Raw genomic sequence first — 14,220 nt, forward strand, 5'->3', positions numbered from 1 at the left:
CGATTCGGTGATGGCGGTGATTTCGGGCCAGGTGACCGCGACGATTGCAGACGCCGGCCCGGTATCGGGCCAGGTCAAGGGCGGTCAGGTGCGGGCGCTCGCCGTCACCTCTCCCCATCGCGCGGAAGACTTCCCCGACGTCCCCACCCTGGCGGAAACCGGCACCGATGTTGATGCCGTATTGTGGAGCGGCATTTTCGCGCCCCGGCAAACGCCGCCGGCGATTGTCAAGAAGCTCGAATCCGAATTGATGCGGATCGTCAGGGAGCCGGATATCGTTGCGAGGTTGAGGCCGCTCGGCATCCAGCCGGTCGGCAACTCCTCAGAGGAATTTGCCCGAATCCTGTCATCCGATATTGCGCGATGGGCCGAAGTCGCACGCGCCGGCAAGATCAGGATCGAACAATAGAGTATAGTCCGGAAAAGTGGGAACCGGTAGCCGCGGAGGCATGGCCGCCGCGGCGTCGCTGACAATCATGTTGGGATATCGGCACCAAAAGGCGCCGGCGAGGATTACTTCACCAGCTCGGCGCCCACCTTGCAGGTAACTGCATCCTGATCGCCGGTCCCTCCGCTGCAACCGATCGCGCCGATCAGCTTGCCATTTTCGACAAGCGGAAATCCACCGGGGCTCGCCGTCAGCGTCGGATCGAGAGTGGCAACATAGGTATGGCCGGATTCGTATGCATTGAAGAACAGCCGGGTTTCGCGGCGGAAGCGCGCAGCGGTGCGGGCCTTGCCGATCGAGATCGAGCCGGAGGCGATCTGCGCACCCTCCATCCGCTCGAACAGCACCGGCTCGCCGTTGGTATCGACGACCGCGATGTTCATCTTCCAATTGTGCTTCTTGGCTTCGGCCTCGGCCGCCGCCACCAGTTGCTTGGCCTGGTCAAGGCCGATCGACAGGCCGTAGGGAATATCGAAAGGCATCTTCTCAGGCACAGCAGCCGGCGCTGTCGGCGCAGGTGTCTGCGCAAGCGCCTGCGAGCTGATCGCAACGACGGCACCTGCCGCCAACGCAATTGAAATCATCGAACGCATGATACTCTTCCTTTTATGGTTTGCTTTTTGATCGTTCATGGAGCCATCGCCCGTCCTACATCGGCGGCGTCAGCCCGTCCTTGCCGTAGGTGACGCGTGGCGTCGTCCATGTTCCATCGGCTCCCTTCTTCGCGCCGCCGACGAAGATCTTGATACCCGGCTTGAGGTCGCTCTTGTCGCCGATCACGTAGCTGACGACCTGGGTCTCCGGGGTCACCAACACTTTCTTCTCGCCGTCCTTGTACTTCACGGTCAACACCGGTCCCTCGACACCGCCGACGGTCTGCTCGACATTGGCGTTGGTCATCTTGGTGTTCGGCTTCAGATCCCAGTCGTAATGACCTTCGCCGGTGCCACGCATCGATTCCGGGAAGATGTGGACCTCGATGGCCTTCTGACTGCCGTCGGGCTGTGTCAGGCCGGTGGCGCCAACGAACTGGCCTGGCTTGATGTCGGCCATCGTCGATTTCACGATCGCCACATAGAGATGAGGGTCGATGACCGTCAGCTTCACTTCGGCGCCGTCCCGGTTCTTGACGAGGTAGACGGATCCGTCGACGCTTTCGATGGTACCGCGGATGCGCAGCGTTTCCTGCGCCGACGCCGGCAGTGCCAAACAGGTCGTGACAAAAATCGCAGTAGCTATCGTGCGCTGGAGCGTACTGAACATGATGATCCTCCACGGGTGTGAATTGCCGTCCGACGGCTCGATCTTTTAGGCGACAGGCCCGTTGGTCGGGCCGAAGGGCCGTCCCGCCAAGTGCCTGAAAGAAGCCCCCTCTGCAACCCCGTTTCGGCGCGATTATTCCTGACACCGCACCGCAACACGGCGTCATCCGAGCGTCACGCTATTCGACGGAGATGCCGGCGTCCCTGATGACGCGGCGCCAGCGCTCCTCTTCACCGCGAACATAGCGGTCAAGCTCCTCCGGCGGCTGTGCGACGGTCACGAGCCCTTCATTGACGCCCAGTTTCCTGAAAGCCTCGGACCGGACTGCCAAGGCGGCCGATTTGTTGAGCCGGTCGATGACCCCAGCAGGCGTCCCAGCAGGGGCGAACAGGCCATACCAGCTCTCGGCGGCATAGCCGGGAACGCCGGCCTCGGCCACCGTCGGCAGTTGCGGAAAAGCGGGCGAACGTTCGGCGGACGTCACCGCAATCGCGCGCAGTTGGCCGCTTTCTACCAGCGAAGCCGCGCTTGCAACCGTCGTAAACATGACATCGATCTGACCGCCGATCAGATCGGTGATGGCGGGGGCCGCGCCCTTGTAGGGTACGGCCGTCAATTTGACCTTGGCCATCGTGTTGAACAATTCGCCGGCAAGGTGCGCCGACGTGCCGACGCCAAAAGTGCCAAACGTGATTTTCTCAGGGTTGGCTTTCGCCGCCGCGATCAGGTCCGCGATGGTTCGAATGGCCGATTTCGGATTGACGACGACGATATTGAAGGAGCGCGCGATCAGCGCAACGGGCGCGAAATCCTTGTGCGGATCATAGGGCAGCTTGGCGCTGAGGCTGATATTGACGGCGTGCGAGAACGTGCCCATCAACAACGTGTAACCATCCGGCGCGCTGGCCGCGACGGCCTGCGTTCCGATGATGGTCCCCGCCCCCGGCTTGTTTTCGATGACGACGGAAACGCCAAGGTCTTGCGCCATCTCCTGCGCGAGCGTCCGTGCAATCGCATCGGTGCCACCGCCTGGTGCAAAGGGAACGACGATTCTCAGCGGTCTTTCCGGGTAAGGGCCCGCGGCGCGGCCGGCCGGAAAGGTGGCCAACACCAGCGCGATCAGCGCCAGCAGAGGCAATGTCCGGATCTTGCAGCGAGTAGCGCGCATAGTCATCCGCTTATCGGTGTGTTTCACATCGAGCCTAGCAGATTTGTAGAACATGTCCTGAAGCCTTGAACTTGCGTCATTGCGAGGAGCACAAGTCATCTCTCGTCATTCCGGGGCGCGAGTGAAACGAGTGAGCTATGGTACGCGATTGCGTGCCTGAGAATCCATTTCCACCGGCGTTACAGCGGCACCATGAATTCCGGGTCTGCGCCCTACAGGCGCATCCCGGAATGACGAAAGCGCTGGATTGCTCCGCTCGCGATGACGATTATCGAAATCTACGAGATAGACGTCACGTCCCTGTCGCGCGGGCGAAGTCGATATAGATTTCGCGCAGGCGCGTGGCCACCGGTCCGGGCTTGCCATCAGCCACGGCCTTGCCGTCAATCTTCACCACCGGCTGCACAAAGGACGACGCGCTGGTGATGAAGGCTTCCTTGGCCTTGAGCGCCTCCTCAATCGTGAAGGCCCGCTCCTCGACGCGGAGCTGACGTTCCTCGGCCAGCTTGACCACGGCCTTGCGGGTGCAGCCGGGCAAAATCGCTGACGAGTTCTCGCGTGTGACCAGTACATCGTCCTTGGTCAGGATGAAGGCCGAGGACGATCCGCCCTCGGTGATCTTTCCATCTTCGATCATCCACGCCTCGCCGGCGCCGGCTTCTGCCGCCGCCTGCTTGGCGAGCACCTGCGCGAGCAGCGCCACGCTCTTGATGTCACGCCGCGTCCATCGGATGTCGGGCACGGTGATGACCCCGATGCCGGTCTTGGCGGACGAGGCATTCACGATGTCCTTGACCGACGTGAACATCATCAAGGTCGGCTTGACGCCTTTCGGGAACGCGAAATCCCGCCCAACATCGGCGCCGCGGGTGACCTGGATATAGACCAAGCCGTCCTTGAGCTCGTTGCGGGTGATCAGCTCGTGCTGGATTTCCTTGATGCGCGCGACGGTTTCCGGCAACGGCAGCTTGATCTCGCCGACCGAGCGTTCCAGGCGGGCGAGGTGCGAGTCATTGTCGATCAGTTTGCCGTCGAGCACGGCGGAGACCTCGTAAATCCCGTCGGCGAACAGAAAGCCGCGGTCCAAAACCGAGACCTTGGCTTCGCTGAGCGGCACGAAGGCGCCGTTGACGTAGGCGATCGGATCCAAAATCAATTCTCCTCTCGGGCGAACAACTCTTCCGTCATCTTATACCGCCGCACCCGTCATTGCGAGCGTTAGCAATCCAGATGCGTGGAATAGCTGGATTGCTTCGTCGCGCGCGCTCGCAGGTCTTTGCAGGCCTAAGCGCCAGATCAATGCGACAAAATCTTGGACAGGAATTTCTGCGCGCGTTCGCTGCGGGGCTTGTTGAAGAAATCGTCCTTCAGCGCGTCCTCGACGATTTCGCCCTGGTCCATGAAGACAACCCGGTTGGCGACCTTGCGGGCGAAACCCATTTCGTGGGTCACGACCATCATGGTCATGCCGTCCTTTGCCAGATCGACCATGACGTCGAGCACCTCGCTGATCATCTCAGGATCGAGCGCCGAGGTCGGCTCGTCGAACAGCATGGCGATCGGATCCATCGCCAACGCGCGCGCGATCGCCACGCGCTGCTGCTGGCCGCCGGACAGTTCGGCCGGATATTTCTGCGCCTGAACGTTGAGGCCGACGCGATCGAGCAACTTCGAGCCTTTCGCCAGCGCCTCGGCATGCGACCGCCCCAGCACCTTTTCCTGCGCGAGGCAAAGATTGTCGATAATGCGCAAATGGGGGAACAGTTCGAAGTGCTGAAACACCATGCCGACGCGGGCGCGCAGCTTCGGCAGATTGGTCTTGGGATCGCCGACGGAGATGCCGTCCACCGTGATCGTCCCCTTCTGGAACGGCTCCAGCGCATTGACGCATTTGATCAGTGTCGATTTCCCCGAGCCCGAAGGGCCGCAGACCACCACCACCTCGCCCTTGGCGACGCTCATGGTGCAATCCTTCAGCGCCTGGAAGGTTGACCCGTACCATTTATCGACGTGGCTGATCTCGATCATCAAGGATCCTGTCAATGTACGTAGGCGATGCGCGCCTGCAGGCGGCGGACGCCGAAAGAGGCGATACTGGAAATCACGAAGTAGACGACCGCCGCAAACAGATACATCTCGACCAGCCGGCCGTCGCGCTGCGCCACCTTGCTGGCGGCGCCAAGAAAATCGGTAATCGACAGCACGTAAACCAGCGAGGTGTCCTGGAACAGCACGATGGTCTGCGTCAGCAGCACCGGCAGCATGTTGCGGAATGCCTGCGGCAGCACGACGTAGCGCATGGTCTGCCCGTAGGTCAGGCCGAGCGCCGAAGCCGCCGCCGGCTGGCCTTTCGAAATCGACTGGATACCGGCGCGCATGATCTCGGCGAAATACGCCGCCTCGAAGATGGTAAAGGTGAGAAGCGACGAAGCAAATGCGCCGACGCGAATCGGCCGCGAGGATCCCGTCAGCCACTGTCCGATATAGGGCACCAGGAAGTAAAACCAGAAAATCACCAGCACCAGCGGCAGCGAGCGCATCAGGTCGACATAGAGACGGGCGAAGCGCGATATCACCCACACACCGGACAGCCGCATCATCGCGATCAGCGTTCCCAACACGATGCCGCCGAAAGTGGCCAGCCCCGTCAGCGTCAGCGTGAACGTCATGCCGTCGAAAAACAGATAGCCGAGCGAGCGGCGGATGACGTCGAAATCGAAATTGGCGAACATCGGCTATTTCCCGGTGATGTAGCCGGGGATCGCCACGCTTCGTTCGACGAAGTGCATGGCGATGACGACGACGATGTTGATCAGCAGATAAAGCACGGTGGCGGCCGTAAAGGCCTCGAACACCTGAAAGGAGAATTCCTGCATCGCGCGCGCTTCCGCGGTGAGCTCGATCAGGCCGATGGTAAGCGCGACCGAGGTATTCTTGATGGTCGAGAGAAATTCCGACGTCAGCGGCGGCAGGATGATACGGAACGCGATCGGCAACAGCACGTAGCGATAGATTTGCGGCGTTCGCAGGCCAAGCGCGGTGGCAGCCAGTTTCTGGCCGCGCGGCAATGAATTGATGCCCGCCCGCGTCTGCTCGGCAACGCGCGCGGACATGAACAGCCCCGTTCCGATCGCCGCGGTATAGAACGGCGCGTTCGGCAACTGCTTCAGCCAAAGTCCCCAGGAAGCCGGCAGGAGTTCCGGCAACACAAAAAACCAGAGAAACAACTGCACGAGCAACGGCATGTTACGGAAGAATTCGACGTAGCAAAAGCCGAACCACGACGCCGCCCTGGACGGCAGCGTCCGCAGCACGCCGACAATAGTGCCGGTAACCAGCGCGATGACCCAGGCGCAGAGCGAGGTCACGATCGTGACCATGAGCCCCGACAACAGCATGTCGAGATAGGTGCCGGTCCCGTTCGGCGACGGCTCGAAGAAAATGTGCCAGTTCCAGTGATAGTTCAAGACCGCTCCCTCACATGGCCTTGTAGGAATCCGGATCCGGCGAATCCGTCGGCCTGGCGAATGCCTTCCTGAGCTCGGCGCCCATCGGCACGTTGAGGTTCAAGCCCTTGGGCGGGATTTTCTGCATGAACCATTTCTCATAGAGCATTTGACCTTCCGCGCTTCTGTAGAGCGCCGCCGTCGCGTCGTCCGCCACCTTCTTGAACGCCGGATCGTTCCTGCGCAGCATGATGCCATAAGGTTCTGGCCTGGAAAATGCGTCGGTCGAAATGACGTAGGCGCCGGGGTCCTTGGCGCCGGCGGCAAAGCTTGCGAGCAGGATGTCGTCCAGCACGGCCGCAGCCGCCCGGTCGGTCTCGACCATCAAAAACGACTCGGCATGTTCCTTGGCCGGAACGATGTTGATGCCGAGATTGCGCGCAGCATTGGCCTCGGTGAGTTGCTTGATATTGGTGGTGCCGGAGGTGGAAGCGACCGTCTTGCCCTTCAGGTCCTCGATCGAATTGAGCTTGCTCGTTTTCTTCGAGATGAAGCGAGTCGCGGTGAGGAAGTGGGTATTGGTGAAGGCGACCTGCGTCAGCCGCTCGGGGTTGTTGGTAGTCGAACCGCATTCAAGGTCGATCGTGCCGTTCGCCAGCAGGGGAATGCGGGCTGATGAGGTCACGGGATTGAATTCGATCGTCAGCTTGTCGAGCTTGAGCTCCTTTTTCACGGCGTCCACGATCTTTAGACAAATGTCGATCGCAAAGCCGACCGGCTTCTGATTGTCGTCAAGATAGGAGAACGGAATAGAGGAGTCGCGGTAGCCGATATTGATAACGCCCGTGTCCTTGATCTTCCTGAGCGTGCCCGAGAGCTCTTCGGCATTGGCGTGGCCGGCGCAAATGACTGCGACTAGCGCTAAACCAATTATACGCAGGCACTTCATGGTCACCCCCCGAACTCCAAGCGCTTTCACTACGGCCGCCCTGTCTTTTGCAAGACTGTCTTATGCAACCTGTCTCTTGCAAGCTGTCTCTTGCAAGCCTGTCTTATGCAAGCCTGTCTTATGCAAGCCTGTCTTATGCAAGGACCGAGCCGTCCGAGTAGCCAATCTTACATCACCTTATAAGCATCGGGATCGGAAGAATCAGACGGCTTGGCGAATTCCTGCTTGAGTTCCGGCCGCATCGGGACATTGAGGTTCAAGCCTTTCGGCGGGATCTTCTGCATGAACCACTTGTCGTAAAGCTTTGGGCCCTCCGGGCTCCGGTAGAGCGCCGCGGTTGCGGCATCCACCACCTTCTTGAAAGCCGGATCGTCCTTGCGCAGCATGATGCCGCAAGGCTCGGGCTTGGAAAACGCGTCGGATGAAATCGCGTAAGCCGCCGGGTCCTTTGAGCCGACCGCGAACGCCGCCAGCAGAATGTCATCCATCACGAAGGCGACCGCGCGGTCGTTCTCGACCATCAGGAAAGCCTCGGCGTGATCCTTGGCGTGAATGACGTTGATGCCGAGATGGCGCGCGGCATCGGTCTCAATCAGCTGCTTGATATTGCTGGTGCCTGATGTCGCAACTACCGACTTGCCTTTGAGGTCTTCGATCAGGTCGAGCTTGTTCGCCTTCTTCGAAATGAAGCGCGTCGCGGTCAGGAAGTGGGTGTAGCTGAAGGCAATCTGCCTCTGCCGCTCCGGATTGTTGGTGGTCGAACCGCATTCGAGGTCGATGGTGCCATTGGCCAGCAAGGGAATGCGGGTCGACGATGACACAGGGACCAATTCGATCGCGAGCTTGTCGAGCTTGAGCTTCTTCTTCACCGCCTCGACGATCGCATAGCAGATGTCCATGGCATAGCCGATGGGCTTCTGGTTGTCGTCAAGATAGGAAAAGGGAATCGAGGAGTCGCGAAAGCCGAGCGCGATCGAGCCCGTCTCCTTGATCTTCTTGAGCGTGCCCGAAAGTTCTTCGGCCCGGGCCTGCGCTGTGCAGAAAGCCAGAACCAGCGCAAGACCCGTTACACGCAAGCGTCGCATTCGCGCCCCCTCGCCTTCCTCACATCGCCTTGTAGGAATCCGGATCGGGCGAATCCGAGGGCTTGGCGAATTCAGCCTTGAGTTCCGGTCCGAGCGGCACCTTGAGATTGAGGCCCTTCGGCGGAATCTTTTCCATGAACCACTTGTTGTAGATCTTCGCACCCTCGCCGCTCTGATAGAGCGAAGCGGTTGCCGCATCGACCACCTTCTTGAAGGCGACGTCGTCCTTGCGCACCATGATGCCGTAGGGCTCGGGCTTGGAGAAGGCGTCGGTGGAAATGACGTAGGCGTCCGGCTCCTTGGAACTCGCCACAAAGCTCGCCAGCAGAATATCGTCCATCACGAATGCAACCGCGCGGTCGCTCTCGACCATCAGGAACGCCTCGGCGTGATCCTTCGCGGGAATGATGTTGATGCCGAGATTGCGGGCGGCATTGGCTTCATTGAGCTGCTTGATGTTGGTGGTGCCCGATGTCGAGACGACCGATTTTCCCTTGAGGTCGCCAATCGACTTGATGTTGCTCGCCTTCTTCGAGACGAAGCGGCTGGCGGTGAGGAAGTGGGTGTTGGTGAACCACACCTGCTTCTGCCGCTCGGCGTTATTGGTGGTCGAGCCGCATTCGAGATCGATGGTGCCGTTGGCCATCAGCGGGATACGGGTCGAGGAAGTGACCGGATTGAGCTTGACCTCGAGCTTGTCGAGCTTGAGCTCCTTCTTTACGGCATCCGCGATCTTGTAGCAGATGTCCATGGCGTAGCCGACCGGCTTCTGGTTGTCGTCGAGATAGGAAAACGGAATCGAGGAATCGCGATAACCGAGCGTGATCGTGCCGGTCTCCTTGATATTCTTCAGCGTCCCCGTCAGTTCCTGTGCCGTCGCTGGCCACACGGAGAGCGCAACCACAAAGGCCGCGCCTGCGATAAGCGTTCGTTTCATGAATAGGCTCCTTTTTGTCCGACTTGAACCTTTTGCGGCCCGGTCGACGAATGGCCCGCCTTACCCCTATCTTATGGTCTGAACGTCAGGCCGTCGCAAGCCGACCTTTGATGGGTGAAACGCGCCTGCGCCACTCCGTCACGGCTCACGTGAAGCCGCCGACGTCGCGTGTATGGTTAAGAGCGTCCCCAGGCTCAGGATGGCGACCGCTGTCAAGTAATATCCGGGCGCCAGATTGCCGATCAGGGCAAAGCCGCTGAGCCAAGTCATCGTCGCCGGTCCCATGCCACCGAATAATGTGACACCGATATTATAGCCGAGGCCCAAGCCCGTGGCCCGCGTCGCGGCCGGCAGCAATTCCGACATCAGCGCGGCGAGCGGACCGTAATAGAGCGACTTCAACGTCGACAGCCAGAATACCGCGAAGATGATGACTGCCGGCGTCGGATCCTTCGTGATCAGAAGGAACACCGGAAAGATCGACAGCAGAAGCAGAACATTGGCCGCGATCATGTGCCGCGTCCGGCCGATCCGGTCGGAAAGCATCCCTGCGAAAGGGGTTAGCAGCGTCACCATGATGCCGCCGACAAAGGTGGCCGTGTAACCCGTCACCGGCGGCAGGTGGAAGTTTTTGACCACATAGGTCGGCATGAAAACGATGAGGTAATTGACCGCGGTCGATATTGCGAGCGCGCCGACGCCGAGCAACACCCGGGATTTCTGGTGCAGAAAAACCTCCCTGATCGGAGAAGTCCGCGCGGCCGGCGGGGCGGTCGCGTCCTCCAATTGATTGCGGATGTAGACGCCGGCGGGCCCGACCAGAACTCCGAACAGGAACGGAATACGCCAGCCCCATGACGTGAGATCGGCCGGAGCCATCCACGCGGTAAGCACGACGCCGAATGCCGAGGCAAGCAGATTGCTCAAGCCCTGGCTTGCAAATTGCCAGCTTGCGATAAAACCACGCCGGTCGGGCCAGTGCTCCACCAGAAATGCCGTGGAGCTTCCGAACTCGCCGCCGGCCGAAAATCCCTGCACCAGACGCGCCGCGATCACCGCGACCGGTGCGAGAAGGCCGATCGTCCCGTATGCCGGCATCAGCGCGACCGCGAGCGTGCCCAGCGTCATCAGCACGATCGAAATCAACAGCGACGCTTTTCGGCCGTGACGATCGGCATAGGCGCCCAGCATCAGGCCGCCGATCGGACGGGCGAGATAAGCAAGCCCGAACGTGCCGAACGTCAAAAGCAGCGAGGTCGTCTGGCTGTCGTTCGGAAAGAACGCCTTCGATATATAGACCGCGAAATAGCCGTAGACCGTGATGTCGTACCACTCGAGCGCGTTGCCGATCGAGGTTGCAACAATGAGCCGCGCGATATTCTTCTCACCGCTGGCTTTCGGCGCTTGGGGTACTTCGGCCGATGCCAAAACGGTCATGCGGTCCCCTCTCCTAATTGCGGGTCAAAGGATGTTTCATCTCGCCCAGGTCCCAGAACAGGCCGGCCATGATGCCGAGCGCTTCTTCCGTCACCGACAGCAGAATGTGTTCGTCGGGCGCGTGCTGCGAGCATCCGGGATAGGAGTGCGGCACCCACAGCGTCGGAACCTTGAGAATATCGGTAAAGACGTCGTTGGGCAGCGAGCCGCCGAAGTTCGGCAGCACGGCCGGCGCTTTCCCCGATGTCTTGCGGATCGATTCCGCGGCCCAGTTGATCCAGGGGCTGTCTAAATCGGTACGTGAGGCGGCGAACCGTTGCGTCGCCTCAACGTCAACCATCGTGAAGCCGCGGGCGTGCAAATGAGCGCGGATCACTTCAGTGAGGTTGTCGACCTTGGTGCCGACGACGAAGCGCAATTGCAGGACGGCCGAGGCGCGGCCGGGAATGGCGTTGGCGGGCTTTGCACTGTTGCCCGACGACATCGCCAGCACTTCAAGCGTATTCCAGGCATAAAGCCGCTCCGCGGCCGACAGCCCGTCCTCGCCCCAGTTCTCCGATAGCGCCGGCTCGTCCGCCGTCGGCTTGACCTCGACGTCGGCCAACGCGGCGCGGATCTGGTTTGACAGACGCGGCGGCTTCAATTGCTCGAGTTGCAAACGGCCATGGCCATCGACAAGGCTGGCAATGGCGCTCGCGAGAATGGTCGCGGGGTTGGCCAGCACACCGCCCCAGTTGCCGGAATGATGGCCGCCTTCTCGCAAATTCACGTCGAGATGAATACGGATGCCGCCGCGGCAACCGAGGAACAGCGTCGGGCGCTCGGCCGACAGCCGCGGGCCGTCGGAGGCGAGCAGCAGATCGGCTTTCAGTTCGTCGCGCAGCTTCTCGCAGACTTGCGGCAAATCCGGCGAGCCTATTTCCTCGCCGGTCTCGACAAGAAACTTGACGTTGAAGCCAAGACGGCCGCCGCGCGCCTCCCGCACGGCACGCAACGCCGCCATGTTGATGCTGTGCTGTCCCTTGTTGTCGGCGGTGCCCCGGCCATAGACGCGGTTGCCCACTTGTGTTGTACGCCAGGGATCGAGGTTGTCCCGCCACTCGCCCGCCATGCCGTCGACGACATCGCCATGGCCATAGATCAGGACGGTCGGCGCGGACGCGTTCTCGCGGTATTCGGCCAGAAGATAGGGACCTTTGCCGACGGGCGATTCAATCAGTCTTGTCGAGAAATCAAGGCTCTTGAAGGCCGGCTCAAGGTCATCCGTGAGATACGCCCGCAACGCGGCGCGCTTCTCCGGATTCTGGCTTTCGGTCTGGTAGGCGACCCGGCGACCGAGTTCGGCAAGAAATTCGCCGGAATGAAGTATGTTGTGGGCGCGGGCGATGGCATCAGCTCTGGTCATGGCTTCCGTTCGTCATTTATTCCGATCTTCAGGTCGGCTTACGTTAGCGGGATAGGCCGGGGGCTGGAAGTCCTGAGGCCTTTGCTAAAGCCATGCAGGACGCGACAATTCAGGAAATGGCCGAAAGTTTATCGGGCCCACAAAAGGGAGAGCTCCATGAAAGCCATTCTGCGCCTTTCCGCCATCGGCTTGCTGTTTACGGGTTCCGTCGATCTGGTGGCCGTCAACGGCTATTATGATGTGGTCTCGATGACGCTCAACGTCGCTCGCGTCAAAGCGCCGGCAGGTGCGGAGACGCCCTTCAAGCAGGCCGGCGAGTAAATTTCCGAAAGTTATCCCGCATGAAAAAGGAAATCCGGCTCAACGCGTTCGCGATGAACTGCGTCGCGCATCAATCGCCCGGACTGTGGACCCATCCGCGCGACCGCACGGCCGGCTATAACCGCCTGCCCTACTGGCTCGATCTCGCCAGGACGCTGGAGCGCGGAAGGTTCGACGGGCTGTTTCTCGCCGATGTGCTCGGCGTCTACGACGTGTTCGGCAACAGCCCTGACGCCGCGCTGCGCAACGCCGCACAGACCCCCGTCAATGACCCCCTGCTGGTGATTCCGGCGATGGCCGCCGTGACCGAACACCTCGGCTTCGGCGTGACGTCCAACCTGTCCTACGAGCCGCCCTACACGTTTGCACGCAGGATGTCGACGCTCGACCACCTCACCGAGGGACGGGTCGGCTGGAACGTCGTCACCGGCTATCTCGACAGCGCGGCGAAAGGCGCCGGCAAGGACAAACAGACGGGGCATGACGACCGCTACGATATCGCCGACGAATATATGGAAGTGGTCTACAAACTCTGGGAAGGAAGTTGGGAAAACGACGCCGCGCTGCGCGATCGCGCGCGCGGCATCTTTGCCGATCCATCCAAGGTGCATCGTGTCCGGCACGAGGGGAGGAATTTTCGCCTCGACGCCATTCACCTCTGCGAACCCTCGCCGCAACGCACGCCGGTGCTGTATCAGGCCGGCACCTCGCCGCGCGGGCGTCAGTTCGCAGCCCAACATGCCGAATGCGTGTTCATGTCGGGTCCGTCTGCAAAAGTCATCGCGCCGCGGGTCGCCGGCATTCGCGAACTCGCCGCGAAAGCCGGGCGCAACGGGAGCGAGATCCTGATGTTCTCGATGTTCACGGTGATCCTCGGGAAAACCGAGGCCGAGGCCAAAGCCAAGTACGAGGACTATCGCAACCATGTCAGTCCCGAGGGCGCGCTGACCTTGATGTCCGGCTGGACCGGCGTCGATTTCTCCACCTATGACCTCGACCAGCAGGTCCGGCATGTCGAAAACGATGCCGGCCGCTCGGCGATGGACAACATCACCCGCGCCGACCCTGACCGGGTCTGGACCGTGCGCGAGGTCGCGCAACACGTTGGAATAGGTGGCATCGGACCAGTGGTGGTGGGAACGCCGGAAAAAGCCGCCGACGCGATCGAGGCGTGGTTCGATCAGACCGATGTCGACGGGCTGAACATGCCGTTTGCGGTCTCGCCCGGCGATTTCGAAGACGTTACGGAGATGCTGGTGCCGGAACTGACCCGGCGCGGGCGCTACAAGACGGCCTATCAACCCGGCACGTTGCGGGAAAAACTGTTTGGCGCCGGCCGCGCCCGGCTCGACGCAACGCATACGGCCACGCAGCATCGGCCGAAGTGACTGTCATTCCGGGGCGCCTCGAGGGCGAGCTAAGGTGCGCAATTGCGCACCAGAGAATCCATTCCTCCACAAACTCTGCGGCGCGATGGATTCCGGGCCCGCGCTCACGTGCGTCCCCGAATGACGAGCATCACACCGTCCCGTCCACCATCACCTCGATCAACTTCGGGCCGGGCCGCTTGAACTCTGCGGCGAGCGTGGACTTCAAATCCCTGGGCTCGGTGATCCGCATCGCCTCGAGTCCGAGCGATTTGGCCAGGCCCGTAAAATCCACCGGCGGATCGGCGAAATCCATGCCGACGTAGTGATCGTCGCCGTGGAAGGCGAGCAGCCGCTGCTTGATGATGCGGTATCCGCCATTGTTGGCGATCAC

General features: G+C 61.0%; 16 protein-coding genes. 3 read left to right on the forward strand and 13 right to left on the reverse strand.

The window, feature by feature from the left end:
• Positions 1-409: Bug family tripartite tricarboxylate transporter substrate binding protein (locus WB528_RS16105; RefSeq protein ID WP_423889404.1), on the forward strand; the 409-nt coding region annotated here is incomplete at its 5' end.
• A gap of 104 nt (positions 410-513) precedes the next feature.
• On the opposite strand, the gene WB528_RS16110 is transcribed toward WB528_RS16105, so the two are convergent.
• From WB528_RS16110 to WB528_RS16165, 12 genes are all read right to left on the reverse strand, one after another.
• Positions 514-1,041, reverse strand: a complete 528-nt coding sequence (locus tag WB528_RS16110) for a GlcG/HbpS family heme-binding protein (protein WP_423889405.1) — start codon at positions 1,039-1,041, stop codon at positions 514-516.
• Positions 1,042-1,096: 55 nt separating this feature from the next.
• Positions 1,097-1,711, reverse strand: coding sequence for a hypothetical protein (locus WB528_RS16115; RefSeq protein WP_423889406.1), 615 nt, complete (start codon positions 1,709-1,711; stop codon positions 1,097-1,099).
• A gap of 178 nt (positions 1,712-1,889) precedes the next feature.
• On the reverse strand, positions 1,890-2,885 hold the full coding sequence (locus WB528_RS16120) for a tripartite tricarboxylate transporter substrate binding protein (protein WP_423889407.1): 996 nt from the start codon (positions 2,883-2,885) through the stop codon (positions 1,890-1,892).
• A gap of 286 nt (positions 2,886-3,171) precedes the next feature.
• Positions 3,172-4,029, reverse strand: a complete 858-nt coding sequence (locus tag WB528_RS16125; RefSeq protein WP_423889408.1) for a D-amino-acid transaminase — start codon at positions 4,027-4,029, stop codon at positions 3,172-3,174.
• Between the two features lie 146 nt (positions 4,030-4,175).
• Positions 4,176-4,907 carry an amino acid ABC transporter ATP-binding protein gene (locus WB528_RS16130; RefSeq protein ID WP_423889409.1) on the reverse strand — a complete coding sequence of 244 codons (732 nt, stop codon included), beginning with the start codon at positions 4,905-4,907 and terminating at the stop codon, positions 4,176-4,178.
• Positions 4,908-4,918: 11 nt separating this feature from the next.
• A complete protein-coding gene (locus WB528_RS16135) occupies positions 4,919-5,611 on the reverse strand; it encodes an amino acid ABC transporter permease (protein WP_423889410.1) in 693 nt (230 codons plus the stop codon).
• A 3-nt stretch (positions 5,612-5,614) separates the two neighbouring features.
• On the reverse strand, positions 5,615-6,346 hold the full coding sequence (locus WB528_RS16140) for an amino acid ABC transporter permease (protein ID WP_423889411.1): 732 nt from the start codon (positions 6,344-6,346) through the stop codon (positions 5,615-5,617).
• A gap of 10 nt (positions 6,347-6,356) precedes the next feature.
• Positions 6,357-7,274: an amino acid ABC transporter substrate-binding protein gene (locus tag WB528_RS16145; RefSeq protein ID WP_423889412.1), complete on the reverse strand. Its 918-nt coding sequence runs from the start codon at positions 7,272-7,274 to the stop codon at positions 6,357-6,359.
• A gap of 167 nt (positions 7,275-7,441) precedes the next feature.
• The gene (locus WB528_RS16150) at positions 7,442-8,359 is read right to left on the reverse strand and encodes an amino acid ABC transporter substrate-binding protein (RefSeq protein ID WP_423889413.1); all 918 of its coding nucleotides are present in this window, start codon (positions 8,357-8,359) and stop codon (positions 7,442-7,444) included.
• 19 nt (positions 8,360-8,378) lie between these two features.
• The gene (locus WB528_RS16155) at positions 8,379-9,296 is read right to left on the reverse strand and encodes an amino acid ABC transporter substrate-binding protein (protein ID WP_423889414.1); all 918 of its coding nucleotides are present in this window, start codon (positions 9,294-9,296) and stop codon (positions 8,379-8,381) included.
• A gap of 138 nt (positions 9,297-9,434) precedes the next feature.
• Entirely contained in the window at positions 9,435-10,733 is a 1,299-nt protein-coding gene (locus WB528_RS16160; RefSeq protein WP_423889415.1) for an MFS transporter, read from the reverse strand.
• A 13-nt stretch (positions 10,734-10,746) separates the two neighbouring features.
• Complete coding sequence (locus WB528_RS16165; RefSeq protein WP_423889416.1) at positions 10,747-12,138, reverse strand: M20 family metallopeptidase; 1,392 nt, start codon at positions 12,136-12,138, stop codon at positions 10,747-10,749.
• Between the two features lie 156 nt (positions 12,139-12,294).
• Here WB528_RS16165 and WB528_RS16170 point away from each other — a divergent pair, with 156 nt between their 5' ends.
• Complete coding sequence (locus WB528_RS16170) at positions 12,295-12,459, forward strand: hypothetical protein (RefSeq protein ID WP_423889417.1); 165 nt, start codon at positions 12,295-12,297, stop codon at positions 12,457-12,459.
• Positions 12,460-12,479: 20 nt separating this feature from the next.
• Positions 12,480-13,847 (forward strand): LLM class flavin-dependent oxidoreductase, encoded by a 1,368-nt coding sequence (locus tag WB528_RS16175; protein ID WP_423889418.1) that lies wholly within the window; start codon positions 12,480-12,482, stop codon positions 13,845-13,847.
• Between the two features lie 130 nt (positions 13,848-13,977).
• Here the strand turns inward: WB528_RS16175 and WB528_RS16180 are convergent.
• Positions 13,978-14,220 (reverse strand): thiamine pyrophosphate-dependent enzyme (locus tag WB528_RS16180; protein WP_423889419.1); only part of this gene is annotated, 243 nt, incomplete at its 5' end.

The organism is Bradyrhizobium sp. (genome assembly GCF_049586575.1).
Classification (GTDB): domain Bacteria; phylum Pseudomonadota; class Alphaproteobacteria; order Rhizobiales; family Xanthobacteraceae; genus Bradyrhizobium.